The following is a 20,213-nucleotide window of genomic DNA, read 5'->3' on the forward strand; positions in this document are numbered from 1 at the left end:
GATCGCCTATAATCCGAACCACTAACCGATGCTTTTATTTCTCTACATCTTGATTAAGAATTGATTAAATCTGTAGAGCTTGCGGTCAGAATGATCTTTTAACTGAAGATTAGAGCATCTACCACTTAACATCTACCTGTGGTCATGTCGGCTGCAACTGTGGAAACTATATACTTTGAAAAAAAGGAAAATAGAGCTTTGGACTATAACATAACACAAAACGTTATGAATGATACCTTAACGCTAGATGAAGTAGTAGAGTTTGCGGAGAATCCAGAACCACGTTGTCCTTGCGTGTTGTTGCTCGATACATCTGGCTCAATGCAAGGTGCTGCTATAGAGGCTTTAAACCAGGGCTTGCTGAGTTTGAAGGATGAGTTGGTCAAAAATTCCATAGCAGCCAGACGGGTAGAAATTGCCATTGTCACCTTTGATAGTCATATCAATGTAGTACAAGACTTTGTAACTGCTGATCAATTTGATCCTCCCATCCTGACAGCCCAAGGATTAACCAGCATGGGTGCAGGCATTCATAAAGCCTTGGACATGGTGCAAGAACGGAAATCTCTGTATCGTGCCAACGGTATAGCTTACTATCGTCCGTGGGTATTTATGATCACAGATGGTGAGCCACAAGGCGAATTAGATCATTTAGTAGAGCAAGCAGCATTACGCCTACAGGAAGATGAAGTTAGTAAACGCGTCGCCTTTTTCAGCGTGGGTGTAGAAAACGCCAATATGCTGCGTTTAAACCAAATTGCCGTGCGGACACCTCTCAAACTCAAAGGACTGAACTTTATTGAGATGTTTGTGTGGCTATCCGCTAGTATGTCAGCAGTTTCCCATTCCCAGATAGATGAGCAAATTGCACTACCGCCCATTGGCTGGGGTTCTATTTAATCGCACATTGCCTGCAAAGGTAGTAACTGAGGCTGGGAGTGGGGAGTAGGGGAGATGAGGGAGATGAGGAAGATGAGGAAGATGAGGGAGATGAGGAGGAAGATGGGAAGATATTTCGGTGCAGGGAGCAGGGAGAAATAGGGGAAACTCCTCCCCCATTCCCCATTCCCCATTTCCCATTCCCTTCTTCCAGCTAGCTGACAAAACAACTATATGAAAACATCGAAACAGAACCCTCATTGGCAGGTAGTCGCCGCCTCTGTCTGTGGTACAAGCCACCTCAAAAATAAGCAGCTGTGTCAGGATGCTCACCACTGGCAACTATTACCTGATAACGTGTTAGTAGCAGCAGCCGCAGATGGTGCAGGTTCTGCCAGCCAAGGAAAAGTCGGCGCAATGGTAGCTGTAGAAACAGCTATAGAAAACTTATCCCTCAAAGACATTACGAGAGATGCCTTGGCTGATGATGAAACTGTGCAACTGCTGTTAACTGATGCCTTGCTAGCTGCTAAAAAAGCTGTAGAAGATGAAGCAGTCGCTTGTCAACAACAGCCCCAGGATTTAGCAACTACCTTAATTATTGCGATCGCCTCACCAGAAATGGTAGCCGTCGTACAAATTGGTGATGGATTAGCAGTAGCTAAGGATCGGATGGGAAACCTCCTAGCACTGACCATACCTAACAACGGCGAATATATCAACGAAACAACATTTTTAACTTCACCAGGTGCCTTAGATACAGCGCAAATGAGACTATGGCGCGAAGCCATAGTTAACATTGGAGTCCTCACCGATGGACTACAAATGCTGGCTTTGAATATGGTTGTTGGTGAACCTCACAAACCTTTCTTTTTTCCATTATTCGATTTTGTAGAAAAGACAGAGGACAAAATTGAAGCGAAAGAACAGCTAGTGAGGTTTTTAAGTTCTGAGCGCATTACACAACGTACTGAGGATGATTTGACGCTGATTTTAGCCGCCTTCAACCATTCATGAGCCAGAATTCTGCAAGTTCAGTCAGTTAAGAAGGCAAGGGAGCAGGGGGGCAGAGGGAGCAGGGGAGCAGAGGAGCAGGGGAGCAGGGGAGGAATTTTTACCCCAATCCCCAATCCCCAATCCCCAATCCCCAATCCCCACTCCCCACTCCCTCTTTTAATAATCCCCTTAATCGTGATGTGATCATGAAGGTACTACGTTATCTTCCCCAGGAAGAAATTCTCAATCTTAGCGTCAGCTTAGGGCGTGGTGGTGAAGCTTGTATTTATGCTGTGCCATCCGCAGGCGATTTAGTAGCGAAGGTTTACCATAAACCTACCGTTGCTCATGCTAATAAACTCCGGGCGATGCTAACCAACCCCCCGGAAAACCCGACAGCAAATTTGGGGCATATTTCCATTGCTTGGCCACAAGAGTTATTGTGGGGGGCAGATGAAAACACCAGCATCATCGGCTTTTTAATGCCCCGCATTCGCGGAATGCGCCCCATCATCGACTTTTACAATCCTAAAACCCGTCGCCAACACTGTCCTTTATTCAGTTACCAGTACCTTCTTCGCACAGCTCGCAATTTGGCGGCGGCTTTTGCAGCTCTACATAATAGTGGCTATTGTGTGGGTGATGTCAACGAGTCTAATATCCTCGTCAGTGACACAGCCCTAGTCACCTTGGTAGATACGGATTCCTTCCAAGTGCGCGAGCCGGAAAACGATGTGGTTTATCGTTGCCCGGTGGGTAAACCTGAGTTTACACCCCCAGAACTGCAAAATAAAATTTTTGCTCACCACGATCGCGACATTAGTCATGATTTATTTGGTTTAGGGGTACTCATCTTCCAATTATTAATGGAAGGGACACATCCTTTTTCTGGCATTTATCAGGGAGTTGCCGAACCACCAGCTTATGAAGCCAGAATTGCCGCCGGACATTTCACCTACAGTCAAAAGCGACAAGTACCCTACCTACCTACACCCATTGCACCAGCTTGGGAAACCCTTCATCCCAGACTGCAAGCCCTATTTTTGCAGTGTTTTGAGGATGGACACTATGCCCCCGCACAGCGTCCTCTAGCTCAAGCTTGGTTGTCTGCCTTAGCGGAAGCAGAAGACTCTCTCACTACTTGTAGTGTCAATCCCCAGCATCGTTACAGCAACCACCTGCATACCTGCCCTTGGTGTGAACGGGCGGTGCGTTTGGGTGGTAGAGATCCATTTCCTTCTGTGCAAGCGATTGAGAACAGAGAACATCTGCGTCCCCGCTTGACTACCAAAAAACGACGTTACACTCAGCCTACTCAACCCGTCGGTTTACCACTGCCAGTCATGCCCTTGTACCAAAGTAACTGGCAGATACCCACCTCTAGTTTTGCTCCTCGTCCTCGGCGCAGAAAAAAACTTTATCCTTTAGTTTATGGCTTGCTGGGGTTTGGGGTGTTGGGATACTTGGATGTGATGATGAAATTAACCAGTCCCTTGGTTTCCCAGAATAATTATGCCCAACAAAGCTTGATGACACAGCAAGCTATTGGTGGTAGTACCTTGAGTTTTGCCGATTATTACAAACAAGGTCATGCCGCTTACCAAGTGCGAGACTATAAGCAAGCGGTAGACAACTTTACCCAGGCTATTCAAAAAGAACCTACCAACGCCAGAGCCTATGTGAATCGAGGTAATTCTCGCTATAACCTCAAAGACTACGAAGGTGCAATGGTAGACTATACAGCCGCTTTGCAAATTAACTCTCAAGAAATCAAAGCCTTAGTGAATCGCGGTAACGCCCGCTATATGCTGGCTGAATATAGCAACGATCCTGATCGAGAATACAGGCTAGCGATCGCGGATTTCAACCAAGCCCTCAGCATCAACCCCAAAGAAACCGAAGCCTATATCCGCCGGGGAATCGTTTATGCCCAAATAGCTAAATATAGCGGTGATACCCTCAGAGAGTATCAAGTAGCGATCGCTGATTTTAACAAGGCGCTGCAACTTAATGATACCAAATCAGAGGCTTATTTCCAGCGTGGTACTGTTCGCTATCAAATTGCTCAATATGGCACTGATTCTACACGAGAATATCACCAGGCGATCGCTGACTTTGACCAAGCATTAAAGATTAACGACAAACTGCCCAAAGTTTACCTCAAACGCGGTATGGTGCGCTATGAACTGGCTCAACTTACAGGTAATCTATCTAACACTACTCATGTAAAAGCCATTGCAGATTTACAGATGGCCGCTAAACTTTCTTTAGAACAAGAAGATACAGAAAGTTACCAGCAAGCCTTAAGTAGCCTCTGTATCATTGAAGAAAGCAAATGTAACGCTTTATTCCAAAGTTCTACCCTGTGGGGATATGCGGATACAAACGTAACTACAACACAGTAAATACAATAGGAATTACGCAACGGGATTCTTCGTGATGAGAGGGTGTAAGGGGCTAAGGACTTAGGGGTGTAAGGGTTTTGCATACCTACACCCCTACACCAATTTATATGTTTTTTAAAATACTAAAATAGTCAAATTTAGTAATTCTTTTCTCTAGTTATTTATAAGTAATATTTCTCTGATTGCAGTCATTTATTTTTCTATAAGAATCCAGTTTAATTATTAAAATAATTTGCGTAGGTAGGCAATAGGAAAGAAAGGGGTTAGGAGTGGGATTTAATAACTGTAAAAAACATCACTAATTATTCAGACTTAATAATGTTTTTATTTATCAAGCTTTTACACATCCAATATTTTTATTTATCCTTTCTTTATCCAATTTCTCAGAATAATCGTTAGACTGTGTACGGAGAAAAACAAGATAAATAGATTTTTCTCCCATCCATGTGCATCCTCTTCATTGATATAAATTTTCCATAATAATTAACCTGCACATCTCCGAGGTAAATACATGAAAGCGGTGATTTTGGCTGGAGGACTGGGTACACGCCTCAGTGAAGAAACCAGTGTCAGACCGAAGCCGATGGTTGAGATTGGTGGTAAACCAATTCTTTGGCATATTATGAAAACTTATTCTGCCCACGGCATTAATGATTTTATTATTTGTTGTGGTTACAAAGGTTACATCATTAAAGAATACTTTGCTAACTACTTCTTATATATGTCTGATGTAACTTTTGATATGCGATTTAACCAGATGAATGTCCATTCTGGTTACGCCGAACCTTGGCGTGTCACTTTAGTAAATACGGGTGATAACACCATGACAGGCGGACGCTTAAAGCGAGTTCGCGAACATCTTGGTAATGAAACTTTTTGCTTTACCTATGGTGATGGTGTCAGTAACGTTAATATTAGCGAACTAATTAAGTTTCATCAGGAACAAAAGGCTCTAGCAACACTCACAGCCGTACAACCAGCAGGTCGTTTTGGTGCGATTTCCCTAGGACAAGAACAAACCAAAATTACCAGTTTTAGAGAAAAACAAGATGGTGATGGTGCGTGGGTTAATGGTGGTTATTTCGTATTAGAACCAGCTGTTATTGATTTTATTGCTGATGATGCAACAGTTTGGGAGAAAGAACCATTAGAAAAGTTAGCAGATTTAGAACAATTATCTGCTTTCAAACATAGTGGGTTTTGGCAACCTATGGATACATTACGCGACAAAAATTACTTAGAAGAGCTATGGAAAAGTAACCAAGCTCCTTGGAAGGTTTGGTAATACCACTACACACAATATTCATCAGGATATTGCTACAGAAATCACAAGGTCTTTTGTCTGGGCTTTTGGCATTTTGTCAAATATTATTTTGATTTCTGTTGTATGGTACTACTTAACAGATGTAACGTAGTTTATTTAAAAACAACTGAATTAATTCCCACAAAAGGGGTATTTTACACACAAATATAGAAGTTCTGTAAATTCACCCCAGTGGTAAAAATCAGAGGATGGCTACCGAAATAGCCCACATGGAAGACATAAAAATTAACTGCAAAAATTAGTAATTCTGAGCAAGTAAAGTGAAAGGTTTGGTGATGGAAGCAAATTTTTGGCATAGAAAAAAAGTTTTTCTGACAGGACATACAGGCTTTAAAGGTAGCTGGATGTCACTGTGGCTACAGATGCTAGGAGCGGAAGTATTTGGTTACTCTTTAACTCCGCCAACATCTCCGAGTCTGTTTGAGTTAGCTGATGTGGCTGAAGGCATGACATCAGTGGTGGGAGACATCAGAGATTTAGACTATCTCAAACAAGTAATGCAGACTTTCCAGCCAGATATTGTCATCCACATGGCAGCTCAACCATTGGTACGGGAATCTTACCATCAGCCAGTAGATACCTATGCAATCAATATCATGGGAACAGTCAACGTATTGGAAGCAATACGATATGTATCCAGCGTCAAATCAGCAGTCATCATCACCTCTGATAAGTGTTACGAAAACCGAGAATGGATTTGGGGCTACCGCGAAACAGATCCGATGGGAGGATATGATCCCTATAGCAGCAGTAAAGGATGTGCTGAGTTAGTCACTACAGCTTATCGTCAGTCCTTTTTCAATCCTGCTGATTATTCTCAACATGGGGTGGCTGTAGCTACTGTCAGAGCCGGAAATGTAATTGGCGGCGGAGATTGGGCTAAGGATCGTCTCGTTCCTGATATTCTCCGCGCTTGGTTAGCAGGGGAAGAAGTAGTGATTAGAAATCCTCAAGCTGTTCGCCCTTGGCAACACGTTCTCGAACCACTTCATGGTTACTTGATTCTGGCAGAAAAATTATTTACTCAAGGTTGTCTCTATGGAGGCGGCTGGAACTTTGGCCCTGATGAGTCAGGAGTAAAAACAGTATCTTGGGTAGTTGAGCAACTCCAGCAGTTGTGGGGGAACAATGCTAGTTGGATTCAAGATAGTAGATTTCAACCTCACGAAGCCAATTATTTAACCTTAGATTGTTCTAAAGCTCGGAATCTCATCAATTGGCAACCCCAATTAGACTTATCAACAGCTTTAGCTTGGATAGTAGATTGGACTAAAGCCTGGGAACAAGGCTATGACATGAAGCAAAAGACTCAATCTCAAATTCAGCAGTTTATCCAACTAGCAAGTAGTGCTGAACAGTTAGTGTCAGTTTAGTGCAACAAGACTGAAGAAAAGAAAAGTTCGTAGTCAGTTTAATTCAAACCTTGTAACACAGGGATAAATCCCTCACTACGAACTTATGACAGTTTGCCAATAACTGCTGCCCGGCTTTAATTCCTGAGTATGAGCAAATTATTAACCATTGCCATTCCCACTTATAATCGTGCTGAATTACTTGATCAACAGTTATCTTGGCTAGAAAGGTCTATCCAAGGATTTGAATCAGACTGTGAAGTATTAGTTACTGATAACTGTTCTACTGATGATACTCAAGAGATTATAGATAAATGGCAACAAAAGCTCATTAATCTCACATTTAAATATCACAGACATCCAGAAAATTTAGGCGTAATGAATAATATTATGTATTGCCTAAATTCATCAGCCACTCAATATGTGTGGGCAATTGGTGATCATGACCCAATTCAAGATAGAACTATTCCTGATGTTATAGATATCCTCAAACAACGGCAGAATCTATCATTATTATTTCTCAACTTTTCTGGGCGCAATAAAATTACTGGTCATCCAGTATATCCACCAACTATCATTGGTAATCGCTGGTTTGATGCTAATGGTGAAGATGGTGGTAGTGACGGTAAAGCCATTTTTGAAGCTTGTTTAGCGAAAAGTCTAGGTGCAGTTATCTTCTTAACTGCTAATATCTATCGCACTGATTTAGTCAAAGGCGCTCTGCAAAATTGGTCAGATGCTGCAAATAACTGGATGTCGTTAGCATATTTAGCTGGTTATTGTGCCGCGCATGGTAATGTTTTTGTCACTAAAAAGACTTATTTAGAATGTATTTTTGGTGCTACTGTTTGGCATAAAAAGCCGAAAGCGGTGCTATTAATGCAATATAAACATATCCCTGAAATGATATCTAAGCTGGCAGAAATTGGATATTCTCAGGAATTTTGCAGGCAGATGATGTTGCGGCTATGCCAAGAGATTGACTTAAAAGTGTTATTAGAGAAGTTGCAACGATGGCCTGTTGCTGCTCTCAGATAAGAAATATTCTCCCAGATGAGAATTAAGTTGAATAAAGTAGTCGAAAAATAGAAAGATTGAATCTGTGCCATGCTTAACAACATCCAAGAAACCATTGATTCGTTGAACCATGAATTAACTTATAGACGAAAACTACGGGAGCATGAGAAAAATTTACCCCCACTAGACGCAGGCGATCGCCTAATCGTTAATACCCTCAAACGTGACGGTATTTACATGACTAACTTAGCAGAGTTAGGATTGACATCCACTTCGCAACTGCTGAGTGCGGCTTATCGTCTTTTACCAACTATGGGACGATCTGATTACCAAATTACTCAGGAAAATCACCCGGAAATTTACACGGTTACAGATATAGCAGAATTTTATAACTGGGGAAGTGAAACCAGACTAATCAGTATCATCGAAAATTATATTGGTCTTCCTGTGGCTTTTCATGGCGTACATTTACGCAAAGATTTTCCCAACGAAAACCAGTTTGCAACACTGCTTTGGCATAGAGATATAGAAGATCGCCGAGTTCTGAAAGTCATTGTTTACTTAAACGATGTTGACACGGAACATGGGCCTTTTGAATACGTGCCAGAGGCTTTTACTTCCATGTATGGACTTAATTATTATCGAATTAAGCACAAAATTAAAAATACAGGGGGAATTAATGATGAAACCCTCAATGAAATTGTCCCCAAATCAGCTTGGAAGTCTTGTACAGGAGCCGCAGGTACAGTAATTCTAGTTGACACAAGAAGACTTTTACATCACGGTACTCTCCGTACTCAAGAGCGTTCCACACTATTTTTTGCTTATACTGCTAACCCACCTAAACAACCAAAACTCTGTACTCATTTTTGGGATGATTACTATCCTAAACCAGAGGTAGTTAGTCAATTAAAGGAAGTAAATATGGATACGCCATTGACTTTAGTAAAGTAAAAATTTTTGCCATGCTTTAGATTAACAAGGTATTAGTAATTGAGCATGGAGCAAATTTAACTAGATATAGATAAAGTTCCTGTTGAGCATCTATATCTAGCGTAAATACTAAGTGATTAGTAATTATTTCTTCTTAGCAAATTATATTCCTGTAAACTATGATTTTTACTTCTACTTCACTACAAGACGCATTTATTATCGATTTAGAAGAAAAGCCAGATCATCGTGGTTTTTTTGCCCGGACTTTCTGCGCTCAAGAATTTGCCGACCACGGATTAAAACCAGTAGTTTCTCAGTGCAACGTTGCTTATAACCATCAAAAAGGCACAGTGCGAGGAATGCACTATCAACTCAAACCCGCAGCCGAAACTAAACTGGTACGTTGTACTAAAGGTGCTATTTATGACGTAATTATTGATATGCGTCCTGAATCACCAACATTTTTATCCTACTTTGGTGTAGAACTCACAGCAGAAAACCGCCGAGCTTTATATGTACCAGAAATGTTTGCTCATGGTTATCAAACCTTGACTGATGAAGCTGAGATTGTATATCAAGTAGGTGAATTTTATACACCAGGATATGAAAGAGGTTTACGTTATAACGACCCGTTTTTTAACATTGAATGGCCTCTAGAAGTCACATTAATTTCTGAAAAAGATGCCAATTTTCCCCTGTTAGAGAACATTCCCATCGGTAGTTCTAATCCAGTGGAAGCGGTTTGTTAGGGATTGGGGATTGGGTATTGGGGACTGAGAACTGGGCAAAAACTCTACTTCTTGTCTCCCTTACTTCTCCTAGCTTGAAAGTGCTGTTAGCTTTCTTTGGGGCGATGAGTCTCCTGCTGAGTACAAATCCCAACTTTACTTTCATTATTGGCTGTGAAACTTGTTTCATTAGAACTGCTTCCTGCCTTTAAAAAATATTACATAAAGGAATTGACTAAATGATTATTATCGATCGCGCCTTAGAAGCTCGTGCTGCTGCTGGTAATCCCGTAAGAGTGGGGATGATTGGGGCTGGTTTTATGGGACGAGGTATTGCTAACCAAATTATCAATTCTGTCCCTGGGATGGAGTTGGTGGCGATCGCTAACCGTAGTCTTGATGGCGCTAAACGAGCTTATACAGAAGCTGGTATTGAAGATATGCAAGTGGTTGAGAGTGTCGGCGCATTAGAAGCGGCGATCGCTCAGGGTAAATACGCTATCACTGAAGATGCCAACTTCATCTGCCAAGCAGAAGGCATTGATGCCATTATCGAAGTGACTGGTGCAGTGGAATTTGGCGCTCACATAGTCATGCAGGCGATCGCTCACGGCAAACATACTATTATGATGAATGCCGAACTCGACGCAACTATCGGTCCCATCCTCAAAGTCTATGCAGACAAAGCTGGTGTGATTCTTAGCGCCTGTGATGGCGACCAACCAGGGGTAGAGCTGAACCTATACCGATTTGTCAAAAGTATTGGTCTGACTCCCCTATTGTGCGGCAACATCAAAGGGCTACATGACCCCTATCGCAACCCCACCACTCAAGAAGGATTTGCCAAGCGTTGGGGACAACAGGCGCACATGGTAACAAGCTTTGCTGATGGTACTAAGATATCATTCGAGCAGGCGATCGTTGCTAACGCCACAGGCATGAAAGTAGCCAAGCGGGGAATGTTGGGCTATGACTATACCGGTCATGTGGATGAAATGACCAATATGTATGATGTCGAACAACTCAAAGAACTCGGTGGCATCGTAGATTATGTAGTTGGAGCTAAACCCAGTCCTGGCGTATTTGTCTTTGCTACCCATGACGATCCCAAACAACGCCACTATCTCAACTTGTACAAACTAGGTGAAGGCCCTCTCTATAGCTTCTACACACCCTATCACCTCTGTCATTTTGAAGTTCCCTTGTCTGTCGCGCGTGCGGTGCTGTTCCAAGATGCCGTTATGGCTCCTTTAGCCGGCCCCATAGTGGACGTAGTGGCCACTGCAAAAATTGACCTAAAGGCAGGAGACACTTTAGATGGCATCGGCTACTATATGACCTACGGACAATGTGAAAATTCCCATATTGTCCAAGAACAAAAACTTCTACCAATGGGTTTAGCTGAAGGATGCCGTCTCAAGCGTGATATCCCCAAAGATCAAGTCCTCACCTATGATGATGTAGAACTACCAGCAGGCAGACTTTGTGACCAACTCCGAGCCGAACAAAACACATATTTTGCCCCAGAAAAAGTTTTGGTAACAGTTGGCTAGCATCTAGATTTAATTGACAGTAATAACTCAGAAATATGACCCCCCTGCAACAAGGGGGGTTTGAGGGCATCTTATCCTATTTTCGTCAGAATTCTTGAACCTCTTAAATCTGTATTCTCTTTGGTTCTGTGGTTGGTTAATTCTTGTCACCACAGAGGCACAAAGACACAGAGAGAACAGCCAAAATTGTTGATAAAAACCATGAAAATTGCCCTAGTTCATGATTATTTAACTCAGCGCGGTGGCGCAGAACGCGTCTTTGAACTACTTTGTAAACGCTATCCAGAAGCGGATATTTTTACATCTTTATATGATCCTGAGAAAACTATCGATGTAGGCGATCGCATAGTTCAGACAACTTTCTTACAAAAAATTCCTGGTGCAGCCAAATATTTTAGATTGATGGCTCCCTTATACTTTCCTGCTTTTCGGGCTTTAGATTTGCAAGACTACGATTTAATAATTAGCAGTAGTACCAGCTTTGCTAAAGCAGTGAAAAAGCGGCAAGATGCCAAACACATCTGCTTTTGTCATAATGTCACCCGGTTTTTGTGGGATACAGAAACCTATTTACGAGAATATAGCGATTATCGCTATTTTGCACCATTCATACAACGCATTTTTCAATTAATGAGAGATGTAGATCTGAAATATGCTCAGGAACCTGATATCTACATCGCCAATTCCAGCACTGTGGCCCGTCGTATTCAAACAATTTACGGCAAACAAGCATTGATGGTTAACTATCCCATTGATACCAGCAATTTTGTGTTTTCAGATGCCAAAGATGAATACTATTTAGCATCGGCACGGATGATTAGTTATAAGCGGCTCGATATTATAGTTGAAGCTTTTAATTGGTTAGGATGGCCATTATTAATCTCTGGTGATGGGCCAGAAAGAGAAAGATTAGAAGCTAAAGCATTGGGTAATATTCAATTTTTAGGTCATGTGAGTGACAGCCAACGCAAAGATTTATTTGCTAGAGCTAAATCCGTCATAGTAGCAGCCTTAGAAGACTATGGTTTAGTACCCGTAGAGGCTAATGCTAGTGGGACACCAGTGATTGCTTATGGTGCGGGTGGTGTATTAGATACTCAAATACATAGACAAACCGGAGTCTTTTTTAACAGGCAAACACCCGAATCTTTACAAACAGCATTATTAGAGTCCGGAGAAATTCCTTGGAATTATGAAAATATTCGTAATCATGCTGTGAATAATTTTTCGGAATCTGTCTTCTTTAGCAAAGTTGAGCGAGTGATTGAACAAACTTGTAGTGTCAATTAAAGCAGAAGACAGCCGTCATACTTCAGCTTGGGCAATTAGTGAAAATTACCAAATTTGATTTGTTATTAGTTCACGTAGCGTCTCACAGATAAGGATAATAAACGTGGTTCAAAGCAGTCTAAGCACCAATATCGTCAACTCAACTAATGACACAGAACCAAGTTATGGTCAGATTTTAGCAGTATTTATTCGTAGGTTTCCTTGGTTTATAGCAGCATTTATTACTGCAATTGCCTTAGCAGCTTTTATGACTGCTAGAACCAAACCGACCTATAGAAGTTCAATGCAGCTGTTGGTAGAACCCAACTATCAAGGTAGAGAAGATCGCGCTGGCGCACAAGCTCAGTTTTTAGAACCTGATGTTCAGATAGATACTGCTACTCAACTGAACTTGATGCAAAGTTCAGGACTTATTCAAAAAGCAGTGACAAAACTGCAACCTGAATATCCAGATATTACAATTGCTGACATTAGAAATGCTTTAGTCTTGAATCAACTTAGGTCAAAAGAAGATAATGTAGCAACCAAAATCTTTCAGGTAGACTACACTGCCAATGATCCAGAAAAGACGCAAAAAGTTCTGGCTGCTATTCGTCAAGTTTATGTGGAATATAACAAACAGCAGCAGGATTCCCGTCTGCGAAAAGGTCTACAAGTCATCAGAGAACAGTTAAGCAAAGCCAGTGAAGAAGTCAATGCGGCTGAAGCTAACTTACAACGGTTCCGCAGAAACCAGAATCTAATTGATCCAGAAGCACAGGCTAAAGCATTAGAAGATTCTTTAAACACCATTGAACAGGAACGCCGTACTACTCGTTCTCTGTATCAAGAGGCTTTAGCCAAACAGAAATCTTTGCAAGAACAACTCAAGCGTTCTCCCCAAAATGCTTTAGTTGCTTCACGTCTGAGTCAATCTACTCGCTACCAAGGCTTACTCAACGAAATCCAAAAAACAGAATTGTTGTTGGCTCAAGAACGCCTACGCTTTACAGATGAGACTCCTGGCGTGCAGAAGTTAAAAGAACAACTACAAAGCCAAAAGGAATTATTACAACAAGAAGTCAGCAGAACTTTAGGTAATAAATCTGCGGGTGTCTTCAATTCTGGGGAACCTCTTTTGGAACAAGGACAGTTTGGTGAAATTGATCTGAGTCTGGCTAGTCAATTAGTAGAAACTCAGACAACCATAGTTTCATTAACTGCCCGTGACCAAAGTTTGGCACAGAAAGAAAATCAGCTACGTCTGGAAATTAAACGCTTTCCGCCCTTATTGGCTTATTACAATCGGATACAACCACAGTTGCAATTTAGCCGGGAAAGGTTAGAGCAACTATTACGGGCAGAACAGCAATTGCGCCAAGAATTAGCCAAGGGTGGATTCAATTGGGAAGTGGTGGAAGAACCCCAACTAGGTATAAAACTAGGCCCCAACCTCCAGCAAAATCTGATGTTGGGTGCAGTGGTGGGGTTAATGTTGGGAGGTATTGCTGCCTTTATTCGAGAAGTATCTGATGATTCTGTTCACACTACGGCTGAGTTAGAAAAACAAGCTGCTTTGCCTTTGTTGGGAACTACTCCTAAGTTACCACCTGCGAAAACTAGAGAATCTGTCATCAAGCTGCCTTTCGGTAAGCCAGATATACCCGCACCCTGGACGGTTGAGGTTTTACAATCTCCTCCCCGTTGGGAATCATTGGATATGATTTATAAAAATATCGAGCTGTTAAATTCTGTCTCTAGCTTGAAATCCTTGATGATTTCCTCGCCTATGGTGGATGAGGGTAAGTCAGCTTTGGCTTTAGGTTTAGCGATGAGTGCGGCACGGTTACACAAACGGGTACTGTTGATTGATGCTAATTTACGCAATCCCAGTTTGCATCAACAGCTGAATATTCCCAATGATCAAGGGCTTTCCACGCTCTTGGCTAGTGAAATCACTTTACCTCATCAGATTGGGACTCATTCTGTAGGCTCAACCTATATCGATATTTTGACAGCTGGCCCCCGACCTACTGATCCCGCCAATCTTTTGAGTTCTCCTCGGATGAAGGAATTGATGAACGCATTTGAAGAGAACTATGATTTGGTGATTCTCGATGCGCCTCCTGTTCTGGGTTTAGTAGATGCCATGCTGACAGCTTCCTCTTGTCGGAGTGTGGTATTAGTAGCCAGCATGAGTAGAGTAACTCGCGCTCAAATCGCCCAAGCTACAGCAATGTTGAGCAAGTTAAACCTGATTGGGGTTGTGGCTAATGGGGTGGCTAACTCTGGTAGTACCTATGTGCAGTATGCCAGAGAATATCGATATTCTCTGCAACAAGCAGTAGAGAAGTAGAGGGCATGGGGAATAGGGTATAGTTGCTTCCTCGTCTCCCCACTCCTTGGTTGAATATTTTGATTGTGCGATCGCTTCTTATGGGGTGCGATCGCACATATCTTTTTGTAGGTCTCATACAACTAAGTGGCTGAGATATATTTAATCATCAATCTATTTAAAATAAATTCATATCTTTTCATCAGTCTCTGGGCAAATTTTAATGACATTAACTTGACTATTTTAACTGTAAAAATTAAACTTTTTTTGTGTTATAATTAAGTCTATTAATATTATTAAATAATTAAGTATATTTATACCAGCTTTATATTTAGCAGGAAAAACACTGCCTGTTTAAAGAATAAATAAAGAATTAGATTAAGTATCTAGTTATTTCTACAGACTCTTATATCCTAGAGATTGAAATCGATTTTAGGTGACTCAAAGACAATAGTAGACTAACTTTTTTAGATTTCTTGGACAAAGTAGACAAGGAGCCAACATAAACATAATTACCAAGTTATTCAGGTCTTCATGGGGTTACTTACCTCTACATTTACCCAACATCCCTAATTTGTATCAGAGACATCTAAATTTCCAGTCAACTTTCTAATTATGTTTACTAATACCTATCTACTTGGTGTCTAGTACAACGCAACGTAAATTTAACAACTATACTTCTGCAAAGAAGCAAGTTACTAGACAGTACAAAAAAATCAAAATATTAGGCTTTTGTCTTTTGAATTCCCCGGAAATCTCAAACATAGCAGAATTGCTTAGGTGAAATACTTACGGCTCATGCAAATTAAACCAGGATATTTTGGCACGTAAGTATCTATAACTTTGAGGAATAAACCAGATTCACATCGCAGTCTTTGGCATTGATAGCCTTTGATATCAACTTAGCGATTTAGTGTACATAAATCCAAAGACATATGACCAGCACAATAGTTCCAAGTCTTGAGAATAACCGTCCTGCAACTCCACAACAGCCAGAACATCACTCCTCGCCCTACACGCTCCAATGGCGGCGAGGTCAACTGTTGGTGAAGGCTTCCACAAAATTACCACAGCCTTATTTACCTTCTTTAGATAGCCAGCAATTGTTAGTAGAGTGCTTAAAACATTCACCAGTCAATTTGGTATGTATAGATGCCAAACTTGGTAAAACTTTGTTACAGTTCTGGGCTGAAGGCTGTGAACAAGCGCAAAAGCCTATATTTCTCCGCATACCTTCTGGCTCTCAATTTTTTAAACGAGCTAGCCAAGGTGCAGTGTGGTTGCAATTCATTGACAGGGTAATTGCCGGTGTATTGCTACTGTTATTGAGTCCAATCATGGCAGTATTGGTGATACTAATGCAGGTTTACTCACCCAAGTCACTCTTTACCCGTGAATGGCGCGTGGGAGAAAGGGGTAAACTGTTTCGAGCTATCAAGTTTTGTACTACTCATCAGCAAAATAGCACTCCCTTGGGGCGTTGGTTGCGTAAATCTGGTTTAGAACATCTACCGCAATTATGGAATGTACTGCGGGGTGAAATGAGCTTGATTGGCACTCGTTGTTGGACTTTAGAAGAAGCCATCAGTTTGAGTTTAGAAAGACAATATCAGCTCCAACCGCTATCAAGAGGGAGTGGGGAATGGGGAATAGGGAGTGAGGTGTAGGGGTGTAGGGGAATGGCACGCTTGTAAAGATGAAATCTCGTCAGGGCAGGGTGTAGGGGCTAGGGTGTAGGGTGTAGTGTTTAAGACAATTGAATTTTAATTGCGCTCCGGAGTTCAATATCTTCTTAATTCCCCACACCCTCCAAGCAAACCATATCAAGGGTTTGCGCTTAACGAGCGTGGCATTCGGGTATAGGGGTTGGAAAGACTCTTTGATATTTGGGGAACTCCAAGAAATTAATTATCCCCTCCATCTCCCCCATCTCCCCCATCTCCCCCATCTCCCCAACTCTCCCATCTTCCCCAACTTTACAACATCTTTAAATCTGCAAGTTTTCTTGAGAATTAGTCCAGTAATTGCTAAATTTATCTGTTTCCTAAGAAGAAAGCAGAATTAGTTACATAGTGTATATCTTCAACTGTGTGTATTGCCCAATTCTGATCCAAAAATAATCATGCGTTTTAAACCAAATCAGCTCTTCCGTAATCTATTTAAAGCTACTAGCTTCTGGAAAGATAATTATTTAATTTTGCAAGAGATCAAGAAATTCCGCAAAATAGCAATTTTAGCCGTGATATTTTCAGTGCTAGCGGCAGGTTTTGAAGGGGTGAGTATTGGATTTTTACTATCATTTCTGCAAAGTTTGACTAGCCCAGATGCTCAACCAGTTAAGACTGGTATCGAGTGGTTTGATATCTTAATTTTGGGTGCGAAAGAATCGCCAATTAATCGATTATATCGTATATCCGTGCTAATTTTATTCAGCACTTGGTTACGAGCTGCATTTAATTATTTGAGCCAAGTCTATACAGAATTAGCACAACTACATCTTGGCGATCGCCTGCGTAAAAGTATTTTTGAACAACTGCAATCTTTCCAATTGAGTTACTTTGCTAAAACTCGTTCTGGAGAACTGGTAAACAGTATTACCACAGAAATTGAAAGAATTAGACAGGCTTTCAGTAGTGCAGCATTTTTATTCACTAGAAGCTTGACAGCTAGCGTGTATTTATTCTCCATGTTTCTCATGTCATGGAAATTAACCTTACTGTCTACGATGCTGTTTTCTTTGTTAGCAGTTGGCTTATCTAATTTAAATACCAGAGTGCGAGAAACCAGCTTTGGGATGACGGTAGCTAATGGTAATTTTGCTTCAACAGCCGTAGAGTTTATTAATGGAATTCGCACAGTCCACGCTTTTGGAACTCAAAATTTTGAACGCGATCGCTACTACAAAGCTAGTAACCAAGTAGTGAGTTCTTCTACTAAAGTCATCATCTCTTGGACATTGGTAAAGCCCATTGCCGAAGCCACCGCCACCACTGTCTTAATCGGGATGATTATTTTAGCTTTCACGAACTTTGTGGCACATGGTGAGCTACAAGTTTCTTCTCTCCTAACATTCTTCTTTGTTTTATTCCGTCTTGTACCATTCATTCAAGATATTAACGGTACTAGAGCCTTTCTCAGCAGCCTGCAAGGTTCCGCAGACAATATTAAAAATTTGCTGAAAAAGGATGATAAACCTTACTTCCAAAACGGCAAAATTAAATTTACAGCCTTAAAAAGGTCAATCGATTTAGTATCTGTCGATTTTGGTTACAGTCCTGATAACTTAATTCTCCATGACATTACATTGAGCATTGAAAAGGGCAAAACTACAGCTTTAGTAGGTGCCTCTGGTGCTGGTAAAACCACACTAGCTGATTTAATTCCCCGTTTTCATGATGCTACCGAAGGCAATGTTTATTTAGATGATATTGACATTAGGAAATTTGAAATTAATTCCTTACGTCGTAAAATAGCTGTCGTTAGTCAAGACACCTTTATCTTTAACACTTCCGTATGGAAAAATATCGCCTACGGTACACTGGAAGCCACCAAAGAAGAAATTAGAGAAGCTGCACAACTAGCTAACGCTTTAGAATTTATTTTAGAAATGCCAGAAGGATTTGACACCCAACTAGGAGATAGAGGTGTACGTTTATCTGGAGGACAAAGACAAAGATTAGCAATCGCTCGTGCTTTATTACGTAACCCAGAAATCTTGATTTTAGATGAAGCCACCAGCGCCTTAGATTCCCTATCGGAACGCCTAATTCAAGACTCATTAGAAAAGCTATCGGCGGGCAGAACAGTAATTGCGATCGCTCACCGACTTTCTACTATTGCCAAAGCCGATAAAGTCGTAGTTCTCGAACAAGGACGCATCGTAGAACAAGGCGGCTATCAAGAATTGCTAGAGCAAAAAGGCAAGCTGTGGAAATATCACCAAATGCAGTATGAAACCAGTCAATCAGAGTAGAGACTTATCAATATGGTTAACTTCATCAATAAATCCAAAGCACCAGCTATTTTAAATAGCCAAAATACTACTAATGTTACCGATAATGGTAGATCAAAGCAAACTCTATTATGTATAACTCACGACCTACCACCGTTAAAAACGCCAATTGCCAACCGAGCTAAAAAGTTATTAGAACAATTCCAACAAACTTGGCGATTAAAAGTTTTAACTGGAACTAAGAATGCTGATTTGGGTGAAGAAGTTAGTATTCATTATGCTAAAAATTGGTACCCTAAAAGTTTAATTGAATTACTCAGTAGGCTCAGACTAGATAAATTATTATCGTTGTTAATTTGGCCAGACCAAGAAATTTTTTGGATCATCCCTGCCATTATTAAAGGCTATCGACTCATCCAGAAACAACGACCTGACGCAATTTTTGTCTTGATGATGCCTTATTCCGCAGGTTTAGTAGGAATCGTCCTGAAGTGGCTCACAGGTTTGCCCTTAATCTTGAGCTTGGATGATTCACCAACCTGCACTGATATGCACCCTAATGCCCTGAGTTGGTTACATCATCATTTAGACTACTGGTTAGAAGACTTTTATGTATGTCAATCTAATGCAATAGTTTATGTTTCTCAATTCAATTTAGATGCAGTCAAAAACCGACAAACTCCCAAACAACAATCAAAACTGCATTTGATTCGTTGTGGTGCTGATCCTCAAGATTTTTCTCATCCTATTTATGCCCCAGTTAATGATAGTAATTTGGAAATTGTTTATACTGGCGGTATGAATGGATGGTATCGATTTTATCACCGTCCTGAAGAAATCACACTGCCGAAAAAGCTCTATCAAGCTTGGATGGAATTAGGCTATTACAAACGAGCCACCATTGATTATCGTAGTTCTAGCCCAGTATTTGCAGGGCAAGCAATTAACCAAGTATTAGCTCAACATCCCCAATGGCAACAACGAATTCATCTATCAGTGTATGGCAATAGCTTTCCAGAATTTGTTGTGCATAGGGTTTTAGAAAATCAAAATTTGACAGATGTGGTATCTGTGTTTGGTGCTTTACCACATTTTCAAGCAATTCAATTAGCTAGACAAGCAGACCTGTTATTAATCACTTTACCGAATCGTCCGGATGGCTCATCAGGAGGACGTATTTCTTGTAAAACCTATGAATATTTAATGACAGATCGACCAATTTTAGCAGCAGTACCTAAAGGAGAAAACTGGGATTATTTACAAGGTAAACCAGGGGTTTGGCTAGTTGAACCCACAGATACAAAAGCTATGAGCCAAGTTATTGCTACTGTAGCAGCCGCCAAATTTACTGGTAATCCCTTGAGATTTGATCGTTCTCATTTTCTATCAGAACTTAGTTATATCAACTTAGTACAAGATTATTTACACATCTTTGACAGGGTTTTGTCCAAGACAGTTAATACTAGATAA

General features: G+C 41.0%; 14 protein-coding genes. All 14 read left to right on the forward strand.

Going from position 1 to position 20,213, the window contains the following annotated elements:
- Positions 1-225: 225 nt before the first annotated feature.
- The 14 genes from NOS7524_RS02050 (at position 226) to NOS7524_RS02115 (ending at position 20,213) form a co-directional block, all read left to right on the forward strand.
- On the forward strand, positions 226-900 hold the full coding sequence (locus tag NOS7524_RS02050; protein WP_041555504.1) for a vWA domain-containing protein: 675 nt from the start codon (positions 226-228) through the stop codon (positions 898-900).
- Positions 901-1,113: 213 nt separating this feature from the next.
- Positions 1,114-1,896: a PP2C family serine/threonine-protein phosphatase gene (locus NOS7524_RS02055; protein ID WP_015136798.1), complete on the forward strand. Its 783-nt coding sequence runs from the start codon at positions 1,114-1,116 to the stop codon at positions 1,894-1,896.
- Between the two features lie 185 nt (positions 1,897-2,081).
- Positions 2,082-4,280, forward strand: a complete 2,199-nt coding sequence (locus NOS7524_RS02060) for a tetratricopeptide repeat protein (RefSeq protein WP_015136799.1) — start codon at positions 2,082-2,084, stop codon at positions 4,278-4,280.
- Between the two features lie 511 nt (positions 4,281-4,791).
- A complete protein-coding gene (gene rfbF, locus NOS7524_RS02065; RefSeq protein WP_015136801.1) occupies positions 4,792-5,565 on the forward strand; it encodes a glucose-1-phosphate cytidylyltransferase in 774 nt (257 codons plus the stop codon).
- Positions 5,566-5,879: 314 nt separating this feature from the next.
- Positions 5,880-6,977 carry a CDP-glucose 4,6-dehydratase gene (gene rfbG / locus NOS7524_RS02070; protein WP_015136802.1) on the forward strand — a complete coding sequence of 366 codons (1,098 nt, stop codon included), beginning with the start codon at positions 5,880-5,882 and terminating at the stop codon, positions 6,975-6,977.
- Between the two features lie 129 nt (positions 6,978-7,106).
- Positions 7,107-7,994, forward strand: a complete 888-nt coding sequence (locus tag NOS7524_RS02075; RefSeq protein ID WP_015136803.1) for a glycosyltransferase family 2 protein — start codon at positions 7,107-7,109, stop codon at positions 7,992-7,994.
- 69 nt (positions 7,995-8,063) lie between these two features.
- Positions 8,064-8,927, forward strand: coding sequence for a hypothetical protein (locus tag NOS7524_RS02080; protein ID WP_015136804.1), 864 nt, complete (start codon positions 8,064-8,066; stop codon positions 8,925-8,927).
- Positions 8,928-9,085: 158 nt separating this feature from the next.
- A complete protein-coding gene (gene rfbC / locus NOS7524_RS02085) occupies positions 9,086-9,655 on the forward strand; it encodes a dTDP-4-dehydrorhamnose 3,5-epimerase (RefSeq protein WP_015136805.1) in 570 nt (189 codons plus the stop codon).
- 218 nt (positions 9,656-9,873) lie between these two features.
- Entirely contained in the window at positions 9,874-11,187 is a 1,314-nt protein-coding gene (locus tag NOS7524_RS02090; protein WP_015136806.1) for an NAD(P)H-dependent oxidoreductase, read from the forward strand.
- Between the two features lie 201 nt (positions 11,188-11,388).
- Positions 11,389-12,477: a glycosyltransferase gene (locus tag NOS7524_RS02095; RefSeq protein ID WP_015136807.1), complete on the forward strand. Its 1,089-nt coding sequence runs from the start codon at positions 11,389-11,391 to the stop codon at positions 12,475-12,477.
- A 103-nt stretch (positions 12,478-12,580) separates the two neighbouring features.
- Positions 12,581-14,812, forward strand: coding sequence for a GumC family protein (locus tag NOS7524_RS02100; RefSeq protein WP_015136808.1), 2,232 nt, complete (start codon positions 12,581-12,583; stop codon positions 14,810-14,812).
- 914 nt (positions 14,813-15,726) lie between these two features.
- Complete coding sequence (gene hepC, locus NOS7524_RS02105; RefSeq protein ID WP_015136809.1) at positions 15,727-16,458, forward strand: heterocyst development glycosyltransferase HepC; 732 nt, start codon at positions 15,727-15,729, stop codon at positions 16,456-16,458.
- A gap of 455 nt (positions 16,459-16,913) precedes the next feature.
- A complete protein-coding gene (gene hepA, locus NOS7524_RS02110) occupies positions 16,914-18,764 on the forward strand; it encodes a heterocyst formation ABC transporter subunit HepA (RefSeq protein WP_015136810.1) in 1,851 nt (616 codons plus the stop codon).
- A gap of 12 nt (positions 18,765-18,776) precedes the next feature.
- Positions 18,777-20,213, forward strand: coding sequence for a glycosyltransferase (locus tag NOS7524_RS02115; RefSeq protein ID WP_015136811.1), 1,437 nt, complete (start codon positions 18,777-18,779; stop codon positions 20,211-20,213).

It is taken from the genome of Nostoc sp. PCC 7524 (assembly GCF_000316645.1).
Lineage (GTDB): Bacteria > Cyanobacteriota > Cyanobacteriia > Cyanobacteriales > Nostocaceae > Trichormus.

Excerpts from the sequence above, each read along its gene's own strand:
- NOS7524_RS02050 (WP_041555504.1), top strand. The coding sequence starts at position 226 with ATGAATGATACCTTAACGCTAGATGAAGTAGTAGAGTTTGCGGAGAAT.
- NOS7524_RS02055 (WP_015136798.1), top strand. The coding sequence starts at position 1,114 with ATGAAAACATCGAAACAGAACCCTCATTGGCAGGTAGTCGCCGCCTCT.
- NOS7524_RS02060 (WP_015136799.1), top strand. The coding sequence starts at position 2,082 with ATGAAGGTACTACGTTATCTTCCCCAGGAAGAAATTCTCAATCTTAGC.
- rfbF (WP_015136801.1), top strand. The coding sequence starts at position 4,792 with ATGAAAGCGGTGATTTTGGCTGGAGGACTGGGTACACGCCTCAGTGAA.
- rfbG (WP_015136802.1), top strand. The coding sequence starts at position 5,880 with ATGGAAGCAAATTTTTGGCATAGAAAAAAAGTTTTTCTGACAGGACAT.
- NOS7524_RS02075 (WP_015136803.1), top strand. The coding sequence starts at position 7,107 with ATGAGCAAATTATTAACCATTGCCATTCCCACTTATAATCGTGCTGAA.
- NOS7524_RS02080 (WP_015136804.1), top strand. The coding sequence starts at position 8,064 with ATGCTTAACAACATCCAAGAAACCATTGATTCGTTGAACCATGAATTA.
- rfbC (WP_015136805.1), top strand. The coding sequence starts at position 9,086 with ATGATTTTTACTTCTACTTCACTACAAGACGCATTTATTATCGATTTA.
- NOS7524_RS02090 (WP_015136806.1), top strand. The coding sequence starts at position 9,874 with ATGATTATTATCGATCGCGCCTTAGAAGCTCGTGCTGCTGCTGGTAAT.
- NOS7524_RS02095 (WP_015136807.1), top strand. The coding sequence starts at position 11,389 with ATGAAAATTGCCCTAGTTCATGATTATTTAACTCAGCGCGGTGGCGCA.
- hepC (WP_015136809.1), top strand. The coding sequence starts at position 15,727 with ATGACCAGCACAATAGTTCCAAGTCTTGAGAATAACCGTCCTGCAACT.
- hepA (WP_015136810.1), top strand. The coding sequence starts at position 16,914 with ATGCGTTTTAAACCAAATCAGCTCTTCCGTAATCTATTTAAAGCTACT.
- NOS7524_RS02115 (WP_015136811.1), top strand. The coding sequence starts at position 18,777 with ATGGTTAACTTCATCAATAAATCCAAAGCACCAGCTATTTTAAATAGC.